The sequence below is a fragment of the Janthinobacterium sp. BJB426 genome (genome assembly GCF_002735705.1).
Classification (GTDB): domain Bacteria; phylum Pseudomonadota; class Gammaproteobacteria; order Burkholderiales; family Burkholderiaceae_D; genus Janthinobacterium.
Window position 1 is genome coordinate 261,539 of the sequence record NZ_PDZL01000004.1, and the last position, 24,224, is coordinate 285,762.

A 24,224-nucleotide genomic window follows, 5' to 3' on the forward strand; every position below is an offset into this window, starting at 1 on the left:
AGGTGCACGGATAAAGGGCGACTCCATGGAGTCGCCCTTTTTGCTTTTGCGGCGGAGTCAGGCGGGTGCCAGTTCCTGGAAGTAGTACGTGGCGCCGCCCAGATTGGCTGGCGCGTCATATTGCAGCACCTGCGTGCGGCGCAGCGCCACCGGTGCGCTGAAGGCGGGGCCGTCGTAGACGAAGGTGTGGAATTCGCCGTTTTCGCCGCAGGCGTCGACGCCGGGCGGCAGGTCGGCCAAAAAGGCGGCGTCGAACTCGCGCCCGCAAAATGCGCGCGGCAAGTGCTGGCCATTGATGCAGACGACGATGGCCTTGAAGCCGGCGGCGAGAAATTCATCGACCAGCGCGCGCCGTGCTTCGCCCCACAGGGGCAGGTGCGCCGTCAGGCCGGCGACGGCGCAGACTTTTTCTTCCCAGTTGCGGTGCGGCTGCAAGTCGATGTCGCCGAAGATGGCGTGGGCGATGCCCGCGTCTTTCGCCGCGCGCAGCATGGCGACGAATTGTTCCTCGTAGCTGGCCCAGCTGGCGTGATAGCGCTGCAGGCGCGCCCCCAGGCTGGTCGCCTGCGCCTCAAGCAGCTCGGGCGGCACGCCGTGCGAGCGCGACTTGCGGCCATCTTCATCCATGGCCGTGATCAACAGCGGCACGCTGATGCCGGCGTTGCGCGCGCGCCACAGGGCCAGGCAGGAATCCTTGCCGCCGCTCCAGGAAATCAGGGCCGTCGTCATACCGCCGCTCCCGGCTGCACCGCGCGCAGCATGTCGACGTGCTGTATGCCGTCTTCGTCGTACGGTGCGCTGACGGTGACAAAGCCGAACGACTGGTAGAAGCGCTCCAGGTATTGCTGGGCGCCGATGCGGATGGCGTGGCCCGGGTGCTGGCGTTCGGCGCGCGCGATCCCTTCCGCCAGCAGATGCTTGCCGGCCCCCGTGGTGCGCGCTTCGGGCGCCGTCAGCACGCGGCCCAGCGACATTTCCACGTACTTGGCGCCGGGCGCCAGCACGCGCAGGTAGGCGGCCAGCCGGCGCTGGCCGTCGACCGTTTGCCAGCCCAGCAAATGCATGGCTTGCTGGTCATGGCCGTCGAGGTCCGGGTAAATGCACTGCTGTTCGATGACGAACACGCGCTGGCGCAAGGCCAGCACCTGGTACAAATCGTGGGGGCCGAGTTCGTCGAAGGTGTTCCATTGCCAGGTGATCATCGCTGTTCCAGGTTGTCAGGGAAAAGCGCCATTTTAAAGCGGCAGACGAAAAAAAACCGCGCTGCCTTTCGGGCAGCGTGGCTTTTGATGTGTAAACCTCTGGCTTACCGCGCCTGACAGAAGCGTAGCGAGCGGCAGTGATTTGTGGCCGAGAAGCGCAACCGTGCTGGAGCACGGTGAGCATCGCCGGCCGCAAAGCGCGACGCGCAGTAGCTTATGTCAGGTGCCATCATACGATGGTGAGGGTAACGTCGATATTGCCGCGCGTGGCGTTCGAGTACGGGCAGACGATGTGGGCGGCGGCGACCAGCGCTTCGGCGGCGGCGCGTTCCATGCCTGGCAGCGAGATTTTCAGTTCCACTTCGATGCCGAAACCCGTGTCGATGGCGCCGATGCCGACGTTGCCTTCGATCGACAGGTCCGCCGGCACGGCGATCTTGTCGCGGCCGCCGACGAATTTCATGGCGCCGATGAAGCAGGCCGAGTAGCCGGCGGCGAACAGTTGTTCCGGATTGGTGCCAACGGCGCCATTGCCGCCCAGTTCTTTTGGCGTGGTCAGCTTGACGTCCAGCACATTGTCGGACGATACGGCACGGCCTTCGCGGCCTCCGGTGGCGGTAGCTTGAGCGCGGTACAGGACTTGTTTGATCGACATGATGGTTTTCCTTGAGTTGATTAAATAGTTTACTACTAAATAGTGTGCTACTTGTTTCGTGGGCTGTTGCCCCAGGATGCCCGTCTGCAGAAGCACTTGCCGGCGTCCATGTGCTCAATATATATCGTGTGCTATTTAATTGCAAGCGATTTTATTTCGATGTGGCGCATATTGATGCTTTATTTTGATGCCTTTGTCGCCAGTATTGCCCTTCCATCGCATAATGGCCACCGCCGCTGGCGCCGATAGTTATGCTTGGCCCCACTTCACCCCCCAAGGAAAAATCATGACTAGCCTCTTCTTTATCCTGCGCATCACCCTGGCCACGATGGTCACCTACATCATCGCCATGGCGATTCTGGTCGAGAATTTCTTGCGCTATATCTTCGGGCAGACGGAAGGATTTTTTGTCATCGTTGGCGCGCTGCTGGCCAGCGCCGTCATCACGAATGCGTTTTCCCATGTGCGGCGCGTGCGGCTGATCGCCGGCGCCGTCAATGCCAGCACCCTGTCGAGCCGCCAGCGGCGCCAGATCGAGATTCCGTTCGAGGCGGGCGAGGCCTTCGACATGATCGACGCGGCCATCCGCGAACTGCCGGGCAGCGAAGTGGTCGAAAGCGCGCGCGACAGCCTGCAGGTGCAGGCTAGAGTGCGCCGCGCCGCGCCCTACACGCACACGGGCTTGCCCCGCATGCGCCTGCTGGGCTTCCTCGAGCCGCGGCCGAACCAGATCCTCGCCACCGTCACGCCGAATGGCGAAGCGGGCAGCGTGACCCTGATCTGCGAGCCGGCGCGCAACGCCTGGACCGACTGGTTTCTCGTCGACCATGGCAGCAACCTGGAAAACGCGGAAGCGGTGACGCGGGCGATGACGCGCCGCGTGGCGCAGCGCCGCCGCGGCGAGCAGGCCGAGGCGCGCCAGACGGTGACGGAAAAGGAACTCACTGTGGCCAAGCTGAGCCTGCTGCACGCGCAGGTCGAGCCGCACTTCCTGTACAACACCCTGGCCAGCGCGCAGTTGCTCACGCGCAGCGACCCCGTGCGTGCCGACGAGATGCTCGGTAATTTGATCCTGTATTTGCGCCACTCGCTGCCGCGCACGGAGCAAGCCATGTCGACCCTGGGCACGGAGCTGGAACGGGCGCGCGCCTACCTCGATATTTTGAAAATCCGCATGGGCGGCCGCCTGAACTTGCAGATTGAGGTACCGCAATACCTGCGCCAGGCGGAGCTGCCGCCGATGATGCTGCAAACCCTGGTGGAAAACGCCATCAAGCATGGCCTGGAGCCGAAAAGCGGCGGCGGCACCATCTGGATCATGGCGCGCAGCGGCAATGGCACGGTGATCGTCACGGTGGCCGACGACGGCAAGGGGTTCAGCGACGACGGCGCCGGCACGGGCATAGGCCTGCGCAATGTGCGCGAACGCCTGCGCCTGACCTACGGCAATGCCGCCGCGTTTGCCATTGTCGCCAATTTCCCCGATGGCGTGACGGCCACCATCACGGTGCCGGACAGTACGGCGCAAGGAGTTTCCTATGCATAAGCCCGAGATGACTTGCGTCATCGCCGAAGACGAAGCCCTGCTGCGCGATGCGCTGGTGGCCCTGCTGGCCGAAGAGTGGCCCTACTTGCGCATCGTCGCCGCCTGCGACGACGGCGGCGCGGCGCTCGAGGCCATCGCCACCCTGCGCCCCGACATCGCCTTCCTCGACATTCGCATGCCGGGCTTGACGGGGCTGGAAGTGGCGGCCGGCGCGCTCGAAGCGAGTCCCGCCACGCAGGTGGTGTTCGTCACTGCCTATGACCAGTACGCGATCGATGCCTTCGATAACGGCGCCGTCGATTATTTATTGAAGCCGATAGCCCGCGAGCGCCTGCAGGCGACCTTGCAGCGCGTGCAGGCACGGGCCGGCAAGAGCCAGGCCGGCGACGGCGCGCTGGCCGGCCTGCTGCAGCAATTGAGCAGCGCCTTGCCGGCGGCGGCCAAGTCGCCGCCGCTGGTGTGGCTGACGGCCAGCAGCGGCAAGGATACGCGCCTGATCATGGTGGAAGACATCGCCTATTTTCAGTCCGACACCAAGTACACGGCCGTCATGACGGCCGAGGGCGAGGCGCTGCTGCGCAAGCCGATCCGCGAACTGCTCGATGTGCTCGATCCGGCCATCTTCAAGCAGATCCACCGCGCCACCATCGTCAACATGAAGATGGTGGCGTCGGTCACGCGCGACGAGGTGGGGCGCGGCGCCTTGCGCCTGAAAACGCGGCCGGAAACCCTGGCCGTGAGCCAGCCGTTCATGGCCTTGTTCCGGAATATGTAGGCCGGCTTAGTCAGCCGTCTCGAAACCTTCGAGCACATTGACGACATTGATGCCGATTTCCTTCACCGCATAGCCCCCTTCGAGGATGAAGGCGGTGGGCAGGTTCAGATGCGCGAGGCGTTCGCCCACGCGCAGGTAGTCGCCGCTTTGCAGGGCGAAGTGCGACAGCGGGTCGCCGGCGAAAGTATCCACGCCGAGCGAGACCACCAGCGCATCGGGCGCATACATATTGATGCGCAGGCAGGCCGTTTCCAGCGCGGCGAACCAGCTGGCCGTGGTGCTGCCGGCCGGCAGCGGCAAGTTGACGTTGTAGCCGAGCCCCGCGCCGCTGCCCGTTTCATCGGCATGGCCCAGGTAAAACGGATATTCACTGCGCGGGTCGGCATGCACGGAGGCGAACAGCACGTCGTCGCGCTGGTAAAAGATGCTTTGCGTGCCGTTGCCGTGGTGGTAGTCGATATCGAGGATGGCGACCTTGCGGGCGCCGTCGTCGAGCAGATGCTGTGCGGCCAGGGCCGCGTTGTTCAGAAAACAGTAGCCGCCAAAGAAATCGCTGCCCGCATGGTGGCCCGGCGGGCGCGTCAGGGCGAACGTGGCCCGCTCGCCCAGGCGCAACGCGTGCGCCGCGTTGACGGCGCAGTCGGCGCCCGTCTTGGCCGCCGTCCACGTGCCGGCCGTCAGCGGCGTGCCATTGTCCATCGAGTACAGCCCCAGCTTGGCCGTGAAGTCGTCCGGTTCGATGTCGCTGCGCAAGGTGCGCACGGGCCAGACGGATGGCAAGGCGTCCTTGCCCGCGTTGTCGGGATCGAGCGCCAGCCAGTCGTGCCAGGCGTGGCGCAGGAAATGCAGGTAGCGCGGCGTGTGGATGCGCTCCAGCGAGGTCAGCGGCACGCCGTGCGGCGTGACGATGCGGCCCAGGTTGCGCCGTCCCAGCTCGGCCACCACCATGTCGGCCCGCTCCGGCGTCTCGAAGCAGGGCACCAGGGTGCCGCGAAACATTTCGAAGCGGCCCCGGTGCTGGCTGTGCAACTCATTGTAGAAGGTCAGCATGGGGGCGCTTTGCGCAAGGTCAGGCTCAGGTGTGCGAACACAGGGTGCTGGCGCGGTAGGCGGCGACGAAATCGTCGAAGCTGCCGGCTGGCGCCGCTTCCATGGCGCGCTGCTCGGCCAGCGAGCTGGCGGCCATCGCGTCGAAATACGCGCTTTGTTCCTGCGTCGCCGGATGCGCGCGGAAGTAGGCGGCGTGGCGTTCGCTCTGGCGCAGGCCGAAGGCGGCGAACGAGCCTCCATTGGCGCGCAGCTCGGCCAATACCTTCGCCGACGGCGTCGCATCCGGGTCGGCCAGCTTGATGGCTTGTGCCGCCAGGCTGTCCGCATGCTGCGTGCCGCCAATGCGCGCATCGAGCAAGGCTGCCACGGGCGCGATGCGCGCCAGCAATTCCTCGCCCCAGGCCTGCAGGGTGATCTCTTCGCCATCGCGGCGCAGGGTGAGGCCCGGCTTGCGGCCTTCCTTGACGGTGCGGGCGAAATTGTTCGTGTAGCAGGCGCTTTGCTCGGCCGAGATGGGAGCGCTGTCGTCGAGCGCGCAGAACAGCAAAAACGCGTCGAGGAAGCGGCCCGTTTCCAGGCTGATGCCGACCGGTTCGAACGGGTCGACATCCATGCAGCGCACTTCGATGTATTGCACGCCGCGCAGGCACAGGGCCTGGATCGGGCGCTCGCCCGTGCGGATCACGCGTTTCGGGCGGATGGTCGAATAGTATTCATTCTCGATCTGCAGCACGTTGGTGGACAACTGGATCCACTCGCCATCCTTCTTTGTGCCCAGCGCCGCATACGGCGGATACGGGTCGTTGACGGCGTGCGTGAGCGCGTTGACGTAGTCTTCCAGGCTGTTTTCGTGCGGGCGCAGGCCGGACTGGGCATCGTTCTGGTAACCGAGGTCGCTCATGCGCAGGCTGGTGGCGTAGGGCAGGAACAAGGTGTCGTCGGACAGGGTGTCGAGCTTGTGCGCGCGGCCGCGCAGGAAACCGGCGGACAGGGCCGGCGAAGCGCCGAACAGGTACATCAACAGCCAGCTGTAGCGGCGGAAATTGCGGATCGTTGCCAGGTAGCTTTCCGACTGCACGTCTTTCGGCGAGGCAGCTGCCTGCGTGGCGCTGGCGCTGGTGTCCGGGTTGCTGGCCAGCACTTGCCACAGCTGTTCGTCGAGCGAATAGTTGTAATGGATGCCGGCGATGCATTGCATGGCTTTGCCGTAACGCAAGGCCAGGCCGCGCCGGTAGACGTGCTTGAGCATGCCCATGTTGGAGCTGCCGTAGTTGGCGATCTCGATTTCTGCTTCGGGCGGCAACTGGCATGGCATCGACTGGCTCCACAGCAACTCGTTGCCGAGGCGGCTGTAGGCGTGGCGGTGCACGGTGTCGAGCTTGTCGAGCGTGACGCCGATGTCGGTTTCTGCCGGCGTGATGAATTCGAGCAGCGCTTCGGCGTAGTCGGTGGTGATTTCAGGGTGCGTCAGCGCCGAGCCCAGGGCGGCGGGGTGGGGCGTGGAAGCCAGATGGCCGGCGTGGTCGACGCGCAGGGTTTCACGCTCGATGCCGCGCAAGCCGCCCAGCAGCGCGCGGTTGGCATCTTCAGTCAGCAATGCCAGGCGGCGAGTCAACAGGTTGGGCAATTTGAGCTTCCTTTCTTGTGCAGCATATAAATAATTTGTGCTGAGATTAACCGAATTTTGGCAAATGCGTCGGCGCCGGCCCAAAAAACGCCGCGTCGCCAGCGTCCGCCCCGCACAAGGGGGGCGGCGCTTCGGTCAGGAATTCGCTTGATATTTTAACAAACTGCGGGGGATCTGGCGCGTTGCCGGATCAAGTCCCGCGCACGTGGATGGGTCAGCCCAGGCGGGCGCCGCTGACTCTTTCGATGCCGGCCAGGTCGCGCCAGCTTTGCACTTTGCTGTAGCCGGCCGCGGCCAGCAGCTCGCGCACCTGGGCCGCCTGGTCATAGCCGTGTTCCATCAGCAGCCAGGCGCCGGACGCCAGGTGGCGCGCGGCGCCGGAAACGATGATGCGCAGGGCCGACAGGCCATCCGCATGGTCGGTCAGCGCGCCGGCCGGCTCGAAGCGCAAATCGCCTTCGGCCAGGTGGCGGTCGCCGCTGGCGATGTAGGGGGGATTCGAGACGATCAGGTCGAACTTTTCCGTGCCCAGCGCTTCGAACCAGTCGCTGGCCATGAAGGTGATGTTGACGCCGTTGGCGCTGGCGTTGCGGCGCGCCACGGCCAGCGCCGTGCTGCTCACGTCCAGGGCCGTGACGACGGCATCGGGCCGCGTATGCGCCAGGGCGACGGCGATGGCGCCGCTGCCGGTGCCCATGTCGAGCACCCTTCCGCCGGGCGGCAGGCGCTCGAGCGCCAGTTCCACCAGCACTTCCGTGTCGGGGCGGGGGATCAGTACGGCGTCGTTGACTTCGAACGGCAGGCCGAAAAATTCGCGCTGGCCGACGATGTAGGCGATCGGCTCGCCCTGCAGGCGGCGCGCCAGCAAGCCGGATAAACGTTCGGCTTCAACGGGAGTGAGTACGCGCTCCGATTGCGTAATCAGGCTCACGCGCGACAGGCCCAGCGCGTGGCCCAGCAGGATGCGGTTGTCGAGCGGATCGAGCAGCGGACGGATTTGCAGGGCGCCGACAGTGCTGCCGGCGGGGATCAGTGTTTCTGGCATAGATAAATGGCTATTGTTTGCGACGCAGCAAGGTCCACAGCATGGCGATGGCGAAGATGGCGAACCAGGCGAATGCCCATTGGGGAATCGACAGGCCGAGGAAGGGCTCGCCGGCGTTTTCGCAGGCGCCGTACGATTCAAACATGAAGGGCATGAGTTCGGCCGTGAAGACCTTGTTCAGCGCCGTTTCCACCGGGTCGATGCCGCACGAGAAGCCGGGGTTGGCCAGCACATACAAATGCTTGGCGCCCACGCCCAGGCCGCCCAGGGCCGCCAACACACCGATGCCGGTGCCGATTTTCGGACGGTTGGCCGCCGCACCGGCCAGGCAGGCGATGCCGATAGCGAGGAACAGGTAGCGCTGGATCACGCACAGCGGGCACGGCGCCATGTTCATGGCATGCTGCAAATACATGGCCACACCCAGCATCAGGAAACACAGGGCGGCGATCAACAGGAGGACGGTGCGTGAATTTTTCATGGGCGACACGGTGAGGTGGATGGAATCGAGCTGGTCATTTTCGCACAAGGCTGGATTTTTATTGCTTAGCCGCTACTTAAACCCTTGATCTGGCTGGGCGCTTCAAAAAGTGTTCAGGGCAAGACGCAGCGCCGCAGGCAGTACGAACGTACGGCCAGGCGCTGCAACGCCGCCATGGACGCTTTTTAATCGCCCAGCGCGGCTAACAGCTCTGCCTGGTGTTCAGCCGCCAGCGCATTCGTCAAGTCCGTCAAATCCCCATCCATGATGAAGTCCAGCTTATATAACGTCAGATTGATGCGGTGATCCGTCAGCCGGCCTTGCGGGAAATTATACGTGCGGATGCGCTCGCTGCGGTCGCCCGAGCCGATCAGGCTCTTGCGCGTGGCCGCTTCCTTCGACTGCTGCTCGCGCAGTTGCACGTCCTTGATGCGCGCGGCCAGCACTTTCATCGCCTGCGCCTTGTTCTTGTGCTGGCTGCGGTCATCCTGGCATTCGACCACGATGCCGGTTGGCAAGTGGGTGATGCGCACGGCGGAATCCGTCTTGTTGATGTGCTGTCCACCGGCGCCCGAGGCGCGGTAGGTGTCGATGCGCAGGTCGGCCGGGTTGATGTTGACGTCTTCCACCTCGTCCGCTTCCGGCATCACGGCCACCGTGCAGGCGGAGGTGTGGATGCGACCCTGCGTTTCCGTGGCCGGCACGCGCTGCACGCGGTGGCCGCCCGACTCGAATTTCAGTTTCGAATACGCGCCATTGCCCACCACGCGCACGATCACTTCGCGGTAGCCGCCCAGATCGGAGTCGGATGCCGACACGAGTTCCACCTGCCAGCGGTTGCGCTCGGCAAAGCGCGTGTACATGCGTAATAAATCACCGGCGAACAGGGCTGATTCATCGCCGCCCGTGCCCGCGCGAATTTCCAGGAAGATATTGCGCTCGTCATTGACATCCTTCGGCAGCAGCATGGTTTGCAATTCGCGTTCCAGTCGCGTCATGGTGGCCTTGGCCGTCTCGATTTCTTCCTGGGCAAATTCCTTCATGTCCGGGTCGGACAACATCTCTTGCGCTGTCGTAATATCGTTGCCCGCTTCCTGGTAGGAATGGTACAGCGCCACCAGCGGGCCCAGTTCGGCATGCTCGCGCGTCATCTTGCGATAGCTGTCCATGTTCGACGTGGCGTCCGGATGCATCAGCAGTTCGTCGAGTTCGACCAGGCGGTTCGCCAGTTGATCGAGTTTGGCCAGCATGGATGGTTTCATAGCGATTCACGGTAAAAGAGTGTAGGGATGATGCGGGTCCGGCACGCCCGGCAGGCGGGCAGGGGGCGGCCGCGCGGGCGGCCAGCGGGGCTGCGCTAACGGCGGGGGCGGAACAGTTTCGGCAGCAGGGTGACCAGCTGCTTGCGCTCGTCGCCTTGCGCGTGGTGCAGCGCCTGCTGCGGGCCGTGCAGGAACTTGGCCGTCAAGCCTTTCGACAGCGCTTCCAGGACGGCGTCGATGTCGGCGCCCTTGGCCAGCATCTTGCGCGCCCGCTCCACTTCCAGCAGGCGCAGCGCTTCGCTGTTTTCATGCAAATGCTGGATGACGGGCACCATGGCGCGGTCATCGACCCAGCTCATGAACGATTGCACGCGCGTCTCGATGATGGCTTCGGCTTGCGCCACGGCTGCTTGCCGGCTTTCCAGGCCCGTCTGCACGACCTTGCCCAGGTCGTCGACCGTGTACAGGAAGACGTCGTTCAAACGCCCCACTTCCGCTTCGATGTCGCGCGGCACGGCCAGGTCCACCATGAACATGGGCTTGTGGCGGCGTGCCTTGATGGCGCGCTCGACCAGGCCCAGGCCCAGCAGCGGCAGGGATGATGCCGTGCACGAGATGACGATGTCGAACTGGTGCAGCTGCTCCGGCAGGTCGGCCAGGCGGATGGCCTTGCCGTTGAAGCGGTGCGCCAGTTCCTCGCCCCGTTCCATGGTGCGGTTGGCAATGGTGATGCTTTTCGGGTTTTGCGCCGCGAAGTGCGTGGCGCACAATTCGATCATTTCGCCGGCGCCGATGAACAGCACGTTCTGCTCGGCGATCTTGTCGAAGATGCGTTGCGACAGGCGCACGGCGGCGGCCGCCATGGACACGCTGTGGGCGCCGATTTCCGTGCTGCTGCGCACTTCCTTGGCGACGGAAAAGCTGCGCTGGAACAATTGGTGCAGATACGTGCCCAGCCCGCCCGCCTCGTCGGCCGTGCGGATGGCGTCCTTGATCTGCCCCAGGATCTGCGTTTCGCCCAGCACCATCGAATCGAGCCCGGAGGCGACGCGGAAGGTGTGGCGCACGGCATCGTGCTGCGGCAGCATATATAAGTGGGGGCGCAGCTCGCTGTAGTTGAGCTTGTGATAGTCGGCCAGGAAATGCGCGCCCGCGTCGAGCGGATTGGGCACGTGGCTGGCCGCATACAGCTCGGTGCGGTTGCAGGTCGACAGGATGGCCGCTTCGTCGTTGTCGCGCAAGTCGATGCGCTGGAACCAGGTGCGCGCCGCCATCACCGCCGAACCCAAGTGCTCAGGCGCAAACGCCAGCTGTTCGCGGAGCGACACTGGGGCGGTGGTATGGTTGAGGCCGACGGCGAGCAGTTGCATTTCAGGGCTGTTGGGATGACTTATGCCGACATTATAGCGCTTTGTGCCCGCGCTTTGAGCAGGTCAGCCGTTTGCCGCCGTTCAGCCACCCAGTTTTTCCAGGCGATAACCGTAGCTGTAGACGGGCACCAGGCGGTAGCCGTGTTCCGGTTTCAGCTGCAGCTTGTTGCGCACGCGCGAGACGTGGGTATCCATGGTGCGCGAGGGCAGGGCCGTATCGCGTTGCCACACGGCTTCGTGGATGTAGGCGCGCGACAGGGGACGGCCCAGATTGCGGAAAAACAGCAGCGCCAGGGCGAATTCCTTGTGCGTCACGTCCAGTACTTCGCCATCGCGCAACAGGCGGCCGGGGCGGGTTTCAAACGTGTAGTGACCGAATTGCAGGTACTCGGCGCCATTCTGGGCCGGGTAGGCCACGCGCAGCAGCGCCTGGGTACGCAAGGTCAGTTCGCTGCGGCGCAGGGGCTTGATCATGTAGTCGTCGGCGCCGGCCGTCATGCCCGCCACCACGTCGTCTTCGCCGGAACTGTTGGTCATAAACAACACGGGTGCCTTGGGTGCCAGTTTTTCCCGGGCACGGCGCAAGACTTCGGCACCGTCCAGATCGCTCACATGCCAGTCGAGGATGAGCATGTCGCAACTGTCCTTGCGCAGTTGCCCCAGCATTTCCTTGCCACTCTGAAACTCGTGGCAAGCGTGGCCGGCGGCGGTGAGCACCTGGCAGATCAGTTCTGCCTGGCTATGGTCGCTATCGAGTACGGCAATTCGCATAATGGGCTGGAGTGTGTAGCAACAAACAGACGGTCCGCTCTGCTTATCGTAATGTTAAGGAATGCTCAAGTGAAATATAACAGAGATTGCAACTGTGTCCAGTGAAATCGGCAGCGCAGGCCTTTACGTTACACTTGTTCATCTACCCTTACTCGCGGAGAAACGGCCATGCCAGACAAGAGTACTACCGATTGGACCCTGATACCGGGCAACCATGCGGACATCGAGCAAGTGCGCGAGCGTTGCCGGCGCCTGGTGCAGCGGCGTGCCATGATGTCGGCGGGCGCCTCGGCCATCCCCATTCCCGGCATCGACCTGATGTCCGACGTGGGCCTGTTTTCCATGCTGATCAATGATATCAACCACGAATTCGGTCTCACGCCCGAGCAGATCGAGCGGTTGAACCCGCAGTTCAAGATGATGGCCTACCGCGCGGCGGTGGGCATGGGTGGCATGCTGGTGGGAAAGCTGGTGTCGCGCGAACTGATCCTCCACCTGCTCAAGCGCAGTGGCGTCAAGATTGCCACCAAGCAGGTGGCGCGCTTCGTGCCGTTCGCCGGCCAGGCGGTGGCGGCAGCCATTGGCTACGCCGTGTTTCGCCAGATCGGCAACCAGCACGTGAACGCCTGCGCCGCGGTGGCGCAGGAATTGCTCACGGTCAGGCCGGATTAACGCTTACGCGTCCGGCAGCACCACGTTGACGTCGAGCACCTCCAGGTTGCCCTGGCGGTCCAGCGAGATCTTGATGTCGTCGGCATTCACCTTGGTGTACTTGGAAATGACGGCGATCAATTCCTTGTGCAGGGCGGGCAGGAAGTCCGGACCATCGCGTCCGCTGCGTTCGCGGGCGATGATGATCTGCAGGCGTTCCTTGGCCGCGGTGGCCGTCTTCGGCTTGGGGGGGAACAGGAAAGAAAGCAAGGCCATATCACTTCGCCCCAAAAATGCGCTGGAGTAATCCAGGCTTTTCATAGTTGGTAAAGCGCAACTCGACATCTTCGCCGAGGAAACGCGAGACCACGTCTTCATAGGCTTGCGCCACGTCCGTGCCCGTGAAGTGGATGGCTGGATTGCCCTGGTTCGAGGCAGCCAGCACTTGCTCCGATTCCGGAATGATGCCCACCAGCGGGATGCGCAGGATTTCCTGCACGTCCTGGTAGGACAGCATTTCATCCGATTCCACGCGTTTCGGCGAGTAGCGGGTGATCAGCAAATGTTCCTTGACCGGTTCGCCGCCTGTCTGCGCACGGCGCGACTTGGCTTGCAGGATGCCGAGGATGCGGTCCGAATCGCGCACCGACGACACTTCCGGGTTGGTGACGATGATGGCTTCGTCGGCGAAAGTCAGCGCCATCAGCGCGCCATGCTCGATGCCGGCCGGCGAATCGCAGATGATGAATTCGAAACCCATGTTGATCAGGTCGTTCAACACGCGTTCCACGCCTTCTTCCGACAAGGCATCCTTGTCGCGCGTTTGCGAAGCGGGCAGGATGAACAGGTTGTCGCAGTGCTTGTCCTTGATCAGGGCCTGGTTCAGGGTGGCCTCTTTGTTGATCACATTGATCAGATCGTAGACGACGCGGCGCTCGCAACCCATGATCAGGTCGAGGTTACGCAGGCCCACGTCGAAGTCGAGCACGGCTGTCTTGTGGCCGCGCATGGCCAGGCCAGTGGAAAAACTGGCGCTAGAGGTCGTCTTGCCGACACCGCCCTTGCCGGACGTCACAACAATAATTCTTGCCACAAATAATCCTTTTCAGATATCTCTTGAATTGTGCAGCTTAAGAGCGGTTCACGGGAGTGACCGGATTGACAGAGTGTATATCGATTCTGTCGCCAGCCAAACGAATTTGCGCGGGTCCGCGCGCCATTTCTGCGGGGAAACCATCCTCGAACGTGCGGTACACGCCGGCGATCGAGACCAGTTCCGGTTCCATGGCCAGCGCGAAGATGCGGGCCTGGGCATTGCCCGAGGCGCCGGCCAGCGCGCGGCCGTACAGCGAGGAATATACGTGGATGCTGCCGTCGGCGATGATTTCGGCGCCATTGTTGACGACGGCGGTGATGATCAGGTCGCAGCCGCGCGCATAAATGCGCTGGCCGGCCCGCACGGGGGTGTCGATCACCATCACCTGTGCGTCGGCGCCGGACTGGGCGGCGGCAGTGGGCGTATCCTTGGGCGGCGCATCGTCGCGCGTCTTGCCGCTGTCAAGGCTCAAGCCTTGCGCCAGGATGGCGTCATGCATGTCGGCCGGCGCATTGCGCACGGCCACGGCATTCAAGCGGTATTTTTTCAGCAAGGCCACGAGGGCGGCCCAATCGATGGGCACGCTGCCGGGCGGCAAGGCCGCCACGTCCAGCACGGCCAGGTCGTCCTCGAAAAAGTCGGCCACGCCTCCCGTCATGTCGCGCAGGGCGGCATCGAGTGCCTGCGTATCGGCGCTATGCAGAATGGCGGAGACAGCAACGACGGTGGAAATCTTGATTTCGATAGGCTTCTGCGACGGGCTTTTGGACATAAACATTTATCAAAGTGAAACTGCGGCAGGCCAGATGTTCCGTACGGCAACAATGGGAGCAGTAAATTTCTTGCATTCTACTGCAAAAAAATCAGCATCAGGGGCCTGGCGCGTGCTATTCCGCAGGGCAACACCTACTTCATGTCAAAAAAAACGGACGGCGCCCCGGAAAACCGGTGCGCCGCCCTGAAAGCAGCCGAGAATGCGCCCTGACGGCGCTGTCCTGGATCAAGCTGCGCGCATCTGCCGCGCCGCCGCGACCATATTCTTTAAAGCCGCTTCCGTTTCCGCCCAGCCCCGCGTCTTCAAGCCGCAGTCCGGGTTGACCCATAACTGGGCTGGTGGAATGACGGCGATGCGGAAGGCGCGCGTGGCCCAGTCCAGGTAGGCGTCCCACTGGCCGCGGCGCAGCGGCAAGCCTTCGCGCATGGCCGGCTCGTCGACCTGGATGATGCCGATGCCAGCCGTTTCCAGATCCTGGACTTCATCGCGGATGGCCAGGGCCAGCTGCAGCGCCGTGGCGGCGCGCGGCTGGTCGTCGCGCACGAACGACCATTGCAAGATCGTCACCGGGCCCGTCAGCATGCCCTTCATCGGTTTATTGGTCAGGCTTTGCGCGTGCACCGTCCAGGCCACCGTCATGGCGGCCGGGCGCTGCACGTCGCCGTAGATGACGGGCGGTTTCACACAGCGCGAGCCGTACGATTGCACCCAGCCGTGGCGCGTGAAGATAAAACCGTCCAGTTGCTCGCCAAAGTATTCGACCATGTCGTTGCGTTCCGCCTCGCCATGCACGAGCACGTCCAGGCCCAGCGCTTCCTGGCGTCCCACAGCGTGGGCGATTTCGGCGCACATCTGTGCTTCATACTCGGCGGATCCAAGTTCGCCCCGCTTATGGCTGGCGCGGCGGCTGGCAATGGCCTGACGGAAAGTGGCCAATGCGGCCAGTGCGCTGTCATCGGGGTGGCCTTCAAGCGCATCCTTGAGAACGGCGATTTCCGACAGTTTTTCCGTGGCGAACGCCAGCCAGGTCTTGATTTCGCTATCGAGCTCCGTCTCGGCCGCCAGGCTGAACGGCACGTGCAGCAAGGAGCATGACGGCGCAAGCCACAGGTGGCCGTTGCGCTTGGCCGCCAGCGGCCGCAGCACGGCCAGGGCTGCGTCGAGGTCGGTGCGCCAGATATTGCGGCCATCGACGATACCGACCGACAAGACTTTATGCGCGGGCAGCCAGTCCGTCACGCTGATCAATTCATGCGGCGCGCGGATGCCGTCTACATGCAGGCCGGCCACGGGCAGGCGGCAGGTCAGGCTGAGGTTTTCTTCCAGCGGCGAGAAATACGTGGCCAGCAAAATATTCACGCCCACCTGGTTCAGCTGCCAATACGTGCTCTCGAAGGCGCTGCGCCAGGCGCTGGGCAAGTCCAGGCCCAGGATCGGTTCGTCCAGCTGCACCCACGTCACGCCTTGCTGTTTCAGGCGGTCGAGCAGAGCGCCGTAGACGGGCAGCAATTGTTCCAGCAGGGCCAGACGGTCGAAGCCTGACTCGCCCGGCGTCTTTTCCTTGCCCAGCCAAAGGAAGGTGAGGGGGCCGATCAGGGCCGCCTTGACCTGGTGACCGAGCGCCTGCGCTTCGGCCACTTCCGCCAGCAGGCGCTCGCCAGCGAGAGAAAATCGGGTCTGCGGCGACAGTTCGGGTACCAGGTAATGGTAATTGGTGTCAAACCACTTGGTCATTTCCAGCGCGGCAGTGCCGGCGGCGTTGCTATGGTGCGCGTGGCCGCAGTCCGCATGCGTTGCTTCACCGCGCGCCATCGTGAAATAGCGCGCCAGGGGCGATTGCTCCGGCGTGAAGTTGAAACGCGCCGGTTCGCAGCCCAGCAGCTGGATATGGTTGGCGACCTGGTCATACAAGGCGAAGTCGCCCACGGTGACGTAATCGAGCCCGGCGTCCCTTTGCAATGCCCAGTGGCGCGCGCGTAGTTGCTGGCCCGTCGCTTCCAGCGCTGCCTCGGACAGCTCGCCGCGCCAGTGGCTTTCCAGCGCCAATGTCAGCTCGCGCGCGGCGCCGATACGGGGAAAGCCAAGGATATGGGTGTGCACGGTCATGATGTCATCGAGATTTAATGTGAATGCGCTAGAGTGTGCGGCAACTTGATCTATAATCAAAACGAAACATTTTGCCGAATAACATGAAAATAATTCACGCACAGAATCCATTTCCCCGATGCTAGAAATCCGTCACCTGCGCACCTTGAGTGCCCTGCGTTCGTCCGGCAGCCTGGTGCGCGCCGCGCAGCTGCTCAACCTGACCCAGTCGGCCCTGTCGCACCAGATCCGTTTGCTCGAAGAGCGCTACAAGGCGCCCCTGTTCGAGCGCAAGTCGATGCCGATCGCGTTTACGGCCACGGGCAGCCGGTTGCTGGAGCTGGCCGACAAGCTGCTGCCCGAGATCGAGCTGGCCGAGCGCGACGTGGCGCGCCTGTCGCAGGGCGACAAGGGGCAGTTGCGCGTGGCGCTCGAATGCCATACCTGTTTCGATTGGCTCATGCCCGTGATGGATGCGTTCCGCCAGCGCTGGCCGGAAGTGGAGATCGATCTTGTCTCCGGCTTTCACAGCGAACCGGCGGACTTGCTGCGTTCGGGCGAGGCGGACCTCGTGATCGGTTCGCCGTATGGCCCCGATTTCACCGTGTTTCCCCTGTTCCGCTTTGAAATGCTGGTGGTGATGGCGCAGAAGCACCGGCTGCAGGCGCAGCGCCGGCTGGTGGCGGCCGACTTTACGGGCGAGACCCTGATTACCTATCCGGTGCCGGAAGAACGCATCGACCTGATCCGCGAAGTGCTGCGGCCCGCCGGCATCCAGTTTGAACGTCGCACGGCCGAATTGACGGTCGCCGTGCTGCAGCTGGTGGCGAGCCGGCGCGGCATTGCCGCCTTGCCGAACTGGGCCATCAAGAATTACGTCGATTACGATTATGTGGTGGCGCGCCCTGTGGGCGAGCACGGCTTGTGGAGCGATTTGTACGTGTCCGTGCCGGACCACCTGCAGGACAAGGCGTATGTGCGCGATTTCGTCGGCGTGATACGCGAGCAGTGCGCGGCCTCGCTCGACGGTATCAAGTTGTTGTCCTGATCAACGTTGAATTGGAAACAAACCAACAGCAAAGCTTGATAAATATCAAGGTTCAGCAATGAACCACCGCTTACAGTTGAGCACTGTGCGGCGCAACATGGCGCTGCCTACTCTTTGGGGAGGAACACTATGTTTTCATTTTCCGAGCAATGGGCACTGGCCGGCAAGGCCGTGGTGGAAGCACAATTGATCAGCGCGCAAGCGTATGCCCAGGCCGCCGTCGACAGCGGCGCCAGCGTCCTGGAATTGCAGCTCGATGCGGCCCGCGCGGCGCTGGCGGCCGCTACGGTAGCGGGCAATCAGCTGCTGTCCGCGAAGGATACGCAAGCGCTGCTGCAACTGTCGCGCACGCAGTCGCAACTGGCCATCGAACGCATCGGTGCATATAACCGTCAGGCAAAGGATGTTGCTCAGGAAACCCAGGAGAAATTCGATACTGTGACAAAGGGTGAGTTTGCTGCATCGCGTCAAAAAATTGACGAGCTGTTGCAGGTGGTAAAGCAAACGCCCGTGCCCCTGATTATTCCCTTCAATAATTTTCTAAAAACCACTTTCGGCGGCGCCGATGAAGGGTATGATAAAAATAAAAATACGCGTCCTGCTCGCCAGGCCTGAGCGTGTTGCGGCCCGGCAGCGGCTATCCGCCGCGCCAGGCCGCCCGCCGCCACCGCAAGCAGGCTGTCATCGCCGCCGCCTGCGGTGCGGCGCTGGAACTGCGGCGCATGCCGCGCTAGAATGAAACACAGCTTGCTGTGTCTTCCCGGATTCTCATTGGATTGTATTAACACCTTGACCTTGGCCCTCGTGGCCTGCTTATCGGAGAAATAAATGGATGATGTCGTAATCGTGGCCGCCGGCCGTACCGCAGTCGGCAAATTCGGTGGCAGTCTGGCCAAGATTCCTGCGTCCGAATTGGGCGCGCATGTAATCAAGGGCTTGCTGGCACAAACCGGCATCGACCCGAACCTGATCGGCGAAGCGATCCTGGGCCAGGTACTGACGGCCGCCGTCGGCCAGAACGCCGCGCGCCAGGCCGTCATCAAGGCTGGCCTGCCTAGCTCCATCCCGGCATTTACCATCAACAAGGTATGCGGCAGCGGCCTGAAGGCCACGCACCTGGCGGCGCAAGCGATCAAGTGCGGCGACGCCAACATCATCATCGCCGGCGGCCAGGAAAACATGAGCGCTTCGCCGCACGCGATGAACGGCTCGCGCGACGGTTTCCGCATGGGCGACTTCAAGATGATCGACACCATGATCGTCGACGGCCTGTGGGACGTGTACAACCAGTATCACATGGGCATCACGGCGGAAAACGTCGCCAAGAAATACGAAGTGACGCGCGCCGAGCAGGATGAGTTCGCGCTGCAATCGCAACTGAAGGCGGAAGCGGCGCAAAAGGCGGGCAAGTTCAAGGATGAAATCCTGCCGCTGGAAATCGCCAACAAAAAAGGCACCGTCGTCTTCGACAGCGATGAATACATCAAGCCTGGTTCGACCCTGGAATCGCTGGCCGGCCTGCGTCCCGCGTTCGCCAAGGACGGTACTGTTACCGCCGGCAACGCCTCGGGCCTGAACGATGGCGCCGCCGCCGTGATCATGATGTCGGCTTCGCAAGCGAAGGAACTGGGCTTGAAGCCGCTGGCGCGCATCAAGGCCTACGCATCGTCGGGCCTGGACCCGGCCGTCATGGGCATGGGCCCCGTCTCCGCATCGCGTCTGTGCCTGAAAAAAGCCGGCTGGACGCATGAAGAGCTGGACCTGATGGAAATCAACGAAGCGTTTGCCGCGCAAGCGATTGCCGTCAACAAGGAAATGGGCTGGGATACCAGCAAGATCAACGTGAACGGCGGCGCGATTGCCATCGGCCACCCGATCGGCGCCTCCGGCGCGCGCATCCTGGTCACCCTGATCCACGAAATGATCCGCCGCGACGCCAAGAAAGGCCTGGCTGCCTTGTGCATCGGTGGCGGCATGGGCGTTGCCCTCGCGATCGAACGCGATTAAGTAGCTTGCACCGCACCCAAGCTACTGCGCGGCGCGCTTTGCGGCCTGCGATGCTCACCGTGCTAGAGCACGGTTGCGCTTCTTAGCCACAAATCATCGCCGCTCGCTACGCTTGGGTGCGATGCGGTACGCCGCCGTCATGCAGCGGTTTTGGACTGCTTTATTTAAATAATTAACTTTTTAGCAACAGAACGACACTGAGGGGATGAAAATGGCAAGAGTTGCATTGGTAACTGGTGGCATGGGTGGTCTGGGCGAAGCGGTGTGTTTCAAGTTGGCCGCGCTCGGCTATCGCGTGGTGACCACATATTCCCCAGGCAATCCGAAGGTCGCTGACTGGCTGGCGACGACGAAGGACATGGGCTATGACTTCAAGGCATATCCGTGCGACGTGGCCGACTACGATTCGGCGGCCGCCTGCGTGGCTGCCGTGGAAAAGGACATCGGTCCTGTCGACGTGCTGGTGAATAACGCCGGCATCACGCGCGACATGACGTTCAAGAAGATGGACAAGCCGAACTGGGATGCCGTGATGGGCACCAACCTCGACTCCGTCTTCAACATGACCAAGCCTGTCTGCGACGGCATGGTGGAACGCGGCTGGGGCCGCATCATCAATATCTCGTCCGTGAATGGCCAGAAGGGCGCCTTCGGCCAGACCAACTATTCGGCCGCGAAAGCCGGCATGCATGGTTTCACCAAGTCGCTGGCGCTGGAAGTGGCGCGCAAGAACGTCACCGTCAACACCATCTCGCCAGGCTACATCGGCACCAAGATGGTCATGGCGATTCCGCAGGAAGTGCTCGACAGCAAAATCATCCCGCAAATTCCGATGGCGCGCCTGGGCAAGCCGGAAGAAGTGGCCGGCCTGGTGGCTTACCTGGCTTCCGATGAAGCGGCGTTCGTCACGGGCGCCAACATCTCGATCAACGGCGGCCAGCACATGTCGTAATCGTTGTTGAGGTAAAACAGAAAAGACAGCTGCGGCTGTCTTTTTTTATGCTTGCCAGCAAAACAAGGAGATCGCCGGATTTGCCTTAGAATCAGTATTTCTCCAATGCATCATCTCCATGACCCTTGTTCCTGTCTTGCGCCGCGCCAGCGTGGCCGCCATCCTTTTCCTGGGCGCCAGCGTGGCCCAGGCCAGCGTCGCCTTCCACGTCACGGTGACTACCGAGCGCGTCAACCAGCCTGGCGTGAAAACCAGCTTGCCCGCGCGCGCTACGCAGGAAAGCGATGTCGTGCTGGGGCCTCATTACCTGAGCGTGCGTGATGGCAAGAGCCTGTCCGTGCTCGACTTTGCCACGCGCCGCCGCCACCTGGTCGATCTGGCGGCATCCACCTACGATAGCTATTCGCTGTTCGACGTGGCGGGCTTTCGCCGCATCGAGATCGCGCACCGCCAGGGCATGGCCGGCGCGCTCCAGGCTGGCGGCTTGCAGGCTCACGTCACGCTGCCCGTGTATGAAGAGCAAGCGCTGTCCGTGCCGGCGGCCAGGCGGCGCAATGCGCTGGCGCCGCACGTGCTCGACGGTGCCGTGCTGTGGTCGCTCGACGGACAGCCCCTGCTGCGCCTGGGCATAGCCGGCAGCCCCGTCAGCGGTGACGAGGCCACGGCGTTTGCCCAGTACCTGCGCTACACCTGGGGTGGCCACCCGCTGGTGCTGAAGATGCTGGCCGGCGGCAAGCGCCTTCCTGCTGACTTCACCTTGCACTACCAGGAGGTGGGCGGCACGGTGACGCGGCATTTCCGCATCAGCCGGCTTGTCATGGATGCGCCCGCCACATATTCCCTGGCCGCCTACCGGCCCCGTCCGCTGGAGGCCGATGCGTCCCCGCTCGAGCGCGTGCTGGCGCAGGCGGCGCGCTTGCCGCCGCTGGGACCCCAGGCACATCTCGCGCTGCGGGCCGAAGCGGAAAAGCTCTTTGCCGCGGAAAAGCCCTTCGAGGCTTTCTTGACCATGCTGGAAGACCATTTTTCCACGGGCGAACTGGTCGACAAGCTGTCGCCCCAGCAGATACGGGCCATGCAGGAGTGCGAGCCCATCCACGATCTGACGCGGGGGCTGCTGGCCAAGGACCAGGAGGGCATCGCGGCCGCGCTGGCTACCGTGCAGGAATTGAGGAAGCAAACGGGGTTGGAGCAGCCCGTCTTGGCCTTGTTCGAGGGAAATTTGCGTGCCAAGCTGGGGCAGTGGCCGGCAGCGACCGCGCTGTATTTGCAAGTGCTGCAGGCAAAACCGCACATGGCCGCCGTGTACCAGGACCTGGGCGACGCCTTGCTGGCGCAATTCGATGCGCCGAACGCCTGGCGCAGCTGGGATGCGGGGCGTGCCATGGCACCGTCGCTGCGGCAATTTCGCAAGGTCGACGATTTGGAGCGCAGCCTGCTGCACGATTACCCCGCCTTCTTTGCCGAAGGCACGACGCTTCCGCCTGAAGGTCAGCCCAGCACCAGCCGTCCGGCCAGCAAGACGAAGACGGTGGGCAGCACGAACTTGCCGTAAGGCGAGGGTTTACCACGCAGGCGGCGCGCCAGGCGCGCGGCCAGCACGGCGTACAGGGCATCGAACAGCAGGCCCACCAGCACCAGCACGGCACCCAGGCGCAGGTATTGCATGCCGACCTGCTCGCTGCCGACGACGAATTGCGGCAGGAACATGCTGCAAAACAACAGTGCCTTCGGATTGAGCAGATTCGTCAGGAAGCCGCGCACCAGGCTGGCGCGGGCGCCATGCGCCGTGGCGGGGGCAGCTGCTTCCTGTGCCGTTTTGCTCGACAGGGCCGACTGCAGCAGGCGCAGCGCCAGGTACAGCAGGTAGGCGGCGCCCGCCCATTTGACCCACTGCAAGGCTTGCGGATGCGTCACCATCAATGCCGCCAGGCCCGCGCCCGACAGCGCCACGTGGACGGCGCGCGCGCCGGCAATGCCCACGGCCGTCACCAGCGCCGTGGCCACGCCGCGCGCGGCGCCAGTCGCCAGCACCAGCGCCATGTCGGGGCCCGGTAATAAAAAGGCGCCAGCCAGTGCCAGCAGGTACATCAGGAAGGTAGAATCGGACATGGCTCGGTCGAAAAGAAAGCGGGAGCATGCGCACGGTGCGGCCTGCTCGCCGGGATCCCATTATGTTCTTGCTGTGATGAAATGTGCTTGCTTTTCCTGCCTCGCATGCCCTAGTATTAGGGTAGATTCCACTCTTATAAAAATAAAAATTAGATGAAAATTTCAGAAGTTAGCCTCGACGCCACCGATTTACAGATACTCAGGCTGTTGCAGGATGAAGGACGGCTGTCGAATGCGCGCCTGGCCGAGCGCTTGAAACTGAGCGAAACCCCCGTCTGGCGCCGTTTGCGCCGCCTGGAAGAGGAAGGTTTTATTACCGGCTACCAGGCTTTGCTCAACCGCAAGAAGCTGGGCATCGGCCTGGTGGCGTTTGTGCGCGTCGTGTTTGCCAACCATGGCGGCGAACAGCCGTCGCAGTTCGAGCAAGCCATCGCGACGATTCCCGAGATCTTGTCGTGCCACAATGTGGCGGGCGAAGCCGATTATTTCCTGCAAGTGGTGGCGCGCGACTTGGAAGCGTATGGCGAATTCGTCTCGACCGTGCTGCGCCGCCTGCCTGGCGTGGCGGAAATCCAGTCCAGCCTGTCGATGCGCGAAATCAAGTCGTCGAACCGCCTGCCCTTGCTGCTGGCCTGAGGCGCTGGCGGCGCACTATAATTGGAACAGTTGCCAGGACGCGTGCCTGGCGCCCTGACTGCCATTCTAAGGACCGCCATGCCCGATTCTTTGTCCCCCCTGTTTCCCGTCCTGTCGCCGAACCGGCACGGCATGCTGGCGGTCGATGACATCCACACCATTTACTGGGAAGAGTGCGGCAATCCCGACGGCATTCCCGTGCTGTTCCTGCATGGCGGCCCGGGCGCGGGCCTGTCGCCGCAGCATCGCCGCTTTTTTGACCCGCAGCGCTACCGCGTGATCCTGTTCGACCAGCGCGGCGCCGGCAAGTCCACGCCGCTGGGCGAATGGCGCAACAACACGACGCAGTTGCTGATCGCCGATATCGAACGCTTGCGCGCCCAGTTCGGCATCGCCCAATGGCTGGTGTTTGGCGGCTCGTGGGGCTCGACCCTGGCCCTGGCGTATGGCCAGGCGCATCCGGAAGCGTGCCTCGGTTTCGTGCTGCGCGGCATTTTTCTGTGCACACAAGCGGAAATCGACTGGTTCATCGAGGGTGTGCGCTGGTTTTATCCGGAACTGTATGAAGAATTCGCCGCGCCTATTCCAGCCGAGGAACGGGGCGACTTGCTGGCGGCTTACGTGAAACGCATCCTCAGCAGTGATCCCGCCGTGTACTGGCCGGCCGCGCGCGCCTGGAGCCGCTTCGAAGGGCGCCGCGTGTACCTGATGCCGCAGCCGGAAGATGCGCCGAACGATGCGCTGGACCTGGGCGTGGGCCGGCTCGAATCGCACTACATGGCCAATCTCGGCTTCTTCGAGGAAGACCAGCTGATCCGCAACATGGGGCGTATCGTGCATTTGCCGGCCGTCATCGTGCAGGGACGCTATGACGCCATCTGCCCGCCGCTGTCGGCCTACCGCCTGAAGCAAGCCTGGCCCGGCGCGCAGCTGGAAATGATCCCCGACGCGGGCCATGGCGCGCTCGAGCACGGCATCGCTTCGGCGCTGGTGCGCGCCACCGAGCGCTTCGTGCCGGAGCGCGGCTTCGCATGACGCCAGATCACGCCGGTTGGCAAAGCGGCCAGCCGGCGTGCGC

General features: G+C 63.2%; 25 protein-coding genes. 10 read left to right on the forward strand and 15 right to left on the reverse strand.

The window, feature by feature from the left end; all coding sequences use genetic code 11:
* Positions 1-57 precede the first annotated feature (57 nt).
* The 3 genes from CSQ93_RS08995 to CSQ93_RS09005 form a co-directional block, all read right to left on the reverse strand.
* Complete coding sequence (locus tag CSQ93_RS08995) at positions 58-729, reverse strand: diphthine--ammonia ligase (RefSeq protein ID WP_099377759.1); 672 nt, start codon at positions 727-729, stop codon at positions 58-60.
* Entirely contained in the window at positions 726-1,202 is a 477-nt protein-coding gene (locus tag CSQ93_RS09000) for a GNAT family N-acetyltransferase (protein ID WP_099377760.1), read from the reverse strand. The genes CSQ93_RS08995 and CSQ93_RS09000 overlap by 4 nt, the downstream gene beginning before the upstream one ends.
* Before the next feature lie 229 nt (positions 1,203-1,431).
* Positions 1,432-1,857 (reverse strand): organic hydroperoxide resistance protein, encoded by a 426-nt coding sequence (locus CSQ93_RS09005; protein WP_099377761.1) that lies wholly within the window; start codon positions 1,855-1,857, stop codon positions 1,432-1,434.
* Positions 1,858-2,143: 286 nt separating this feature from the next.
* On the opposite strand from CSQ93_RS09005, the gene CSQ93_RS09010 reads away from it, so the two are divergent.
* Together CSQ93_RS09010 and CSQ93_RS09015 are read left to right on the forward strand one after the other, a co-directional pair.
* Positions 2,144-3,403, forward strand: coding sequence for a histidine kinase (locus tag CSQ93_RS09010; protein WP_099377762.1), 1,260 nt, complete (start codon positions 2,144-2,146; stop codon positions 3,401-3,403).
* Positions 3,396-4,178 (forward strand): LytR/AlgR family response regulator transcription factor, encoded by a 783-nt coding sequence (locus tag CSQ93_RS09015; protein ID WP_099377763.1) that lies wholly within the window; start codon positions 3,396-3,398, stop codon positions 4,176-4,178. The genes CSQ93_RS09010 and CSQ93_RS09015 overlap by 8 nt, the downstream gene beginning before the upstream one ends.
* 6 nt (positions 4,179-4,184) lie before the next feature.
* Here the strand turns inward: CSQ93_RS09015 and CSQ93_RS09020 are convergent, their stop codons facing one another.
* The 7 genes from CSQ93_RS09020 to CSQ93_RS09050 all read right to left on the reverse strand — a co-directional run bounded on the left by CSQ93_RS09020 (position 4,185) and on the right by CSQ93_RS09050 (position 11,784).
* Positions 4,185-5,228, reverse strand: coding sequence for a histone deacetylase family protein (locus tag CSQ93_RS09020; RefSeq protein ID WP_099377764.1), 1,044 nt, complete (start codon positions 5,226-5,228; stop codon positions 4,185-4,187).
* A 25-nt stretch (positions 5,229-5,253) separates the two neighbouring features.
* On the reverse strand, positions 5,254-6,855 hold the full coding sequence (gshA, locus tag CSQ93_RS09025) for a glutamate--cysteine ligase (RefSeq protein WP_099377765.1): 1,602 nt from the start codon (positions 6,853-6,855) through the stop codon (positions 5,254-5,256).
* 214 nt (positions 6,856-7,069) lie between these two features.
* A complete protein-coding gene (gene prmC / locus CSQ93_RS09030; protein ID WP_099377766.1) occupies positions 7,070-7,900 on the reverse strand; it encodes a peptide chain release factor N(5)-glutamine methyltransferase in 831 nt (276 codons plus the stop codon).
* A 10-nt stretch (positions 7,901-7,910) separates the two neighbouring features.
* On the reverse strand, positions 7,911-8,381 hold the full coding sequence (locus CSQ93_RS09035) for a disulfide bond formation protein B (RefSeq protein ID WP_099377908.1): 471 nt from the start codon (positions 8,379-8,381) through the stop codon (positions 7,911-7,913).
* Between the two features lie 185 nt (positions 8,382-8,566).
* Positions 8,567-9,643 carry a peptide chain release factor 1 gene (prfA, locus tag CSQ93_RS09040; protein ID WP_099377767.1) on the reverse strand — a complete coding sequence of 359 codons (1,077 nt, stop codon included), beginning with the start codon at positions 9,641-9,643 and terminating at the stop codon, positions 8,567-8,569.
* A 95-nt stretch (positions 9,644-9,738) separates the two neighbouring features.
* Positions 9,739-11,013 carry a glutamyl-tRNA reductase gene (gene hemA, locus CSQ93_RS09045; protein ID WP_099377768.1) on the reverse strand — a complete coding sequence of 425 codons (1,275 nt, stop codon included), beginning with the start codon at positions 11,011-11,013 and terminating at the stop codon, positions 9,739-9,741.
* A gap of 81 nt (positions 11,014-11,094) precedes the next feature.
* A complete protein-coding gene (locus tag CSQ93_RS09050) occupies positions 11,095-11,784 on the reverse strand; it encodes a response regulator transcription factor (RefSeq protein ID WP_046681910.1) in 690 nt (229 codons plus the stop codon).
* 168 nt (positions 11,785-11,952) lie between these two features.
* Here CSQ93_RS09050 and CSQ93_RS09055 point away from each other — a divergent pair, with 168 nt between their 5' ends.
* Positions 11,953-12,456, forward strand: a complete 504-nt coding sequence (locus tag CSQ93_RS09055) for a hypothetical protein (protein WP_099377769.1) — start codon at positions 11,953-11,955, stop codon at positions 12,454-12,456.
* Between the two features lie 3 nt (positions 12,457-12,459).
* Here the strand turns inward: CSQ93_RS09055 and minE are convergent, their stop codons facing one another.
* The 4 genes from minE to CSQ93_RS09075 all read right to left on the reverse strand — a co-directional run bounded on the left by minE (position 12,460) and on the right by CSQ93_RS09075 (position 16,412).
* On the reverse strand, positions 12,460-12,711 hold the full coding sequence (gene minE / locus CSQ93_RS09060; RefSeq protein ID WP_034752886.1) for a cell division topological specificity factor MinE: 252 nt from the start codon (positions 12,709-12,711) through the stop codon (positions 12,460-12,462).
* 1 nt (position 12,712) lies between these two features.
* Positions 12,713-13,528, reverse strand: coding sequence for a septum site-determining protein MinD (gene minD, locus CSQ93_RS09065; RefSeq protein ID WP_034783730.1), 816 nt, complete (start codon positions 13,526-13,528; stop codon positions 12,713-12,715).
* A gap of 37 nt (positions 13,529-13,565) precedes the next feature.
* Positions 13,566-14,303: a septum site-determining protein MinC gene (gene minC / locus CSQ93_RS09070; protein WP_099377909.1), complete on the reverse strand. Its 738-nt coding sequence runs from the start codon at positions 14,301-14,303 to the stop codon at positions 13,566-13,568.
* 228 nt (positions 14,304-14,531) lie between these two features.
* Positions 14,532-16,412 carry a 5-methyltetrahydropteroyltriglutamate--homocysteine S-methyltransferase gene (locus tag CSQ93_RS09075; RefSeq protein ID WP_099377770.1) on the reverse strand — a complete coding sequence of 627 codons (1,881 nt, stop codon included), beginning with the start codon at positions 16,410-16,412 and terminating at the stop codon, positions 14,532-14,534.
* 118 nt (positions 16,413-16,530) lie between these two features.
* On the opposite strand from CSQ93_RS09075, the gene CSQ93_RS09080 reads away from it, so the two are divergent.
* From CSQ93_RS09080 to CSQ93_RS09100, 5 genes are all read left to right on the forward strand, one after another.
* A complete protein-coding gene (locus tag CSQ93_RS09080; RefSeq protein ID WP_099377771.1) occupies positions 16,531-17,439 on the forward strand; it encodes a LysR family transcriptional regulator in 909 nt (302 codons plus the stop codon).
* 129 nt (positions 17,440-17,568) lie between these two features.
* A complete protein-coding gene (locus CSQ93_RS09085; RefSeq protein ID WP_099377772.1) occupies positions 17,569-18,054 on the forward strand; it encodes a phasin family protein in 486 nt (161 codons plus the stop codon).
* Positions 18,055-18,267: 213 nt separating this feature from the next.
* Positions 18,268-19,446 carry an acetyl-CoA C-acetyltransferase gene (locus tag CSQ93_RS09090; protein ID WP_034783723.1) on the forward strand — a complete coding sequence of 393 codons (1,179 nt, stop codon included), beginning with the start codon at positions 18,268-18,270 and terminating at the stop codon, positions 19,444-19,446.
* 211 nt (positions 19,447-19,657) lie between these two features.
* Positions 19,658-20,398 (forward strand): acetoacetyl-CoA reductase, encoded by a 741-nt coding sequence (gene phbB, locus CSQ93_RS09095; protein ID WP_099377910.1) that lies wholly within the window; start codon positions 19,658-19,660, stop codon positions 20,396-20,398.
* Between the two features lie 118 nt (positions 20,399-20,516).
* Positions 20,517-21,953: a hypothetical protein gene (locus CSQ93_RS09100; protein WP_158301181.1), complete on the forward strand. Its 1,437-nt coding sequence runs from the start codon at positions 20,517-20,519 to the stop codon at positions 21,951-21,953.
* Here the strand turns inward: CSQ93_RS09100 and CSQ93_RS09105 are convergent.
* Positions 21,890-22,510, reverse strand: coding sequence for a LysE family translocator (locus CSQ93_RS09105; protein ID WP_233516115.1), 621 nt, complete (start codon positions 22,508-22,510; stop codon positions 21,890-21,892). The genes CSQ93_RS09100 and CSQ93_RS09105 overlap by 64 nt on opposite strands.
* A 153-nt stretch (positions 22,511-22,663) precedes the next feature.
* On the opposite strand from CSQ93_RS09105, the gene CSQ93_RS09110 reads away from it, so the two are divergent.
* Entirely contained in the window at positions 22,664-23,146 is a 483-nt protein-coding gene (locus tag CSQ93_RS09110) for an Lrp/AsnC family transcriptional regulator (RefSeq protein WP_034752896.1), read from the forward strand.
* A gap of 78 nt (positions 23,147-23,224) precedes the next feature.
* Positions 23,225-24,181, forward strand: coding sequence for a prolyl aminopeptidase (gene pip, locus CSQ93_RS09115; protein ID WP_099377774.1), 957 nt, complete (start codon positions 23,225-23,227; stop codon positions 24,179-24,181).
* Positions 24,182-24,224: the final 43 nt, after the last annotated feature.

Coding starts and splice junctions, on each gene's coding strand:
- CSQ93_RS08995 (WP_099377759.1), bottom strand. CDS start 729: ATGACGACGGCCCTGATTTCCTGGAGCGGCGGCAAGGATTCCTGCCTG.
- CSQ93_RS09000 (WP_099377760.1), bottom strand. CDS start 1,202: ATGATCACCTGGCAATGGAACACCTTCGACGAACTCGGCCCCCACGAT.
- CSQ93_RS09005 (WP_099377761.1), bottom strand. CDS start 1,857: ATGTCGATCAAACAAGTCCTGTACCGCGCTCAAGCTACCGCCACCGGA.
- CSQ93_RS09010 (WP_099377762.1), top strand. CDS start 2,144: ATGACTAGCCTCTTCTTTATCCTGCGCATCACCCTGGCCACGATGGTC.
- CSQ93_RS09015 (WP_099377763.1), top strand. CDS start 3,396: ATGCATAAGCCCGAGATGACTTGCGTCATCGCCGAAGACGAAGCCCTG.
- CSQ93_RS09020 (WP_099377764.1), bottom strand. CDS start 5,228: ATGCTGACCTTCTACAATGAGTTGCACAGCCAGCACCGGGGCCGCTTC.
- prmC (WP_099377766.1), bottom strand. CDS start 7,900: ATGCCAGAAACACTGATCCCCGCCGGCAGCACTGTCGGCGCCCTGCAA.
- CSQ93_RS09035 (WP_099377908.1), bottom strand. CDS start 8,381: ATGAAAAATTCACGCACCGTCCTCCTGTTGATCGCCGCCCTGTGTTTC.
- prfA (WP_099377767.1), bottom strand. CDS start 9,643: ATGAAACCATCCATGCTGGCCAAACTCGATCAACTGGCGAACCGCCTG.
- hemA (WP_099377768.1), bottom strand. CDS start 11,013: ATGCAACTGCTCGCCGTCGGCCTCAACCATACCACCGCCCCAGTGTCG.
- CSQ93_RS09050 (WP_046681910.1), bottom strand. CDS start 11,784: ATGCGAATTGCCGTACTCGATAGCGACCATAGCCAGGCAGAACTGATC.
- CSQ93_RS09055 (WP_099377769.1), top strand. CDS start 11,953: ATGCCAGACAAGAGTACTACCGATTGGACCCTGATACCGGGCAACCAT.
- minE (WP_034752886.1), bottom strand. CDS start 12,711: ATGGCCTTGCTTTCTTTCCTGTTCCCCCCCAAGCCGAAGACGGCCACC.
- minC (WP_099377909.1), bottom strand. CDS start 14,303: ATGTCCAAAAGCCCGTCGCAGAAGCCTATCGAAATCAAGATTTCCACC.
- CSQ93_RS09075 (WP_099377770.1), bottom strand. CDS start 16,412: ATGACCGTGCACACCCATATCCTTGGCTTTCCCCGTATCGGCGCCGCG.
- CSQ93_RS09080 (WP_099377771.1), top strand. CDS start 16,531: ATGCTAGAAATCCGTCACCTGCGCACCTTGAGTGCCCTGCGTTCGTCC.
- CSQ93_RS09085 (WP_099377772.1), top strand. CDS start 17,569: ATGTTTTCATTTTCCGAGCAATGGGCACTGGCCGGCAAGGCCGTGGTG.
- CSQ93_RS09090 (WP_034783723.1), top strand. CDS start 18,268: ATGGATGATGTCGTAATCGTGGCCGCCGGCCGTACCGCAGTCGGCAAA.
- phbB (WP_099377910.1), top strand. CDS start 19,658: ATGGCAAGAGTTGCATTGGTAACTGGTGGCATGGGTGGTCTGGGCGAA.
- CSQ93_RS09100 (WP_158301181.1), top strand. CDS start 20,517: ATGACCCTTGTTCCTGTCTTGCGCCGCGCCAGCGTGGCCGCCATCCTT.
- CSQ93_RS09105 (WP_233516115.1), bottom strand. CDS start 22,510: ATGTCCGATTCTACCTTCCTGATGTACCTGCTGGCACTGGCTGGCGCC.
- CSQ93_RS09110 (WP_034752896.1), top strand. CDS start 22,664: ATGAAAATTTCAGAAGTTAGCCTCGACGCCACCGATTTACAGATACTC.
- pip (WP_099377774.1), top strand. CDS start 23,225: ATGCCCGATTCTTTGTCCCCCCTGTTTCCCGTCCTGTCGCCGAACCGG.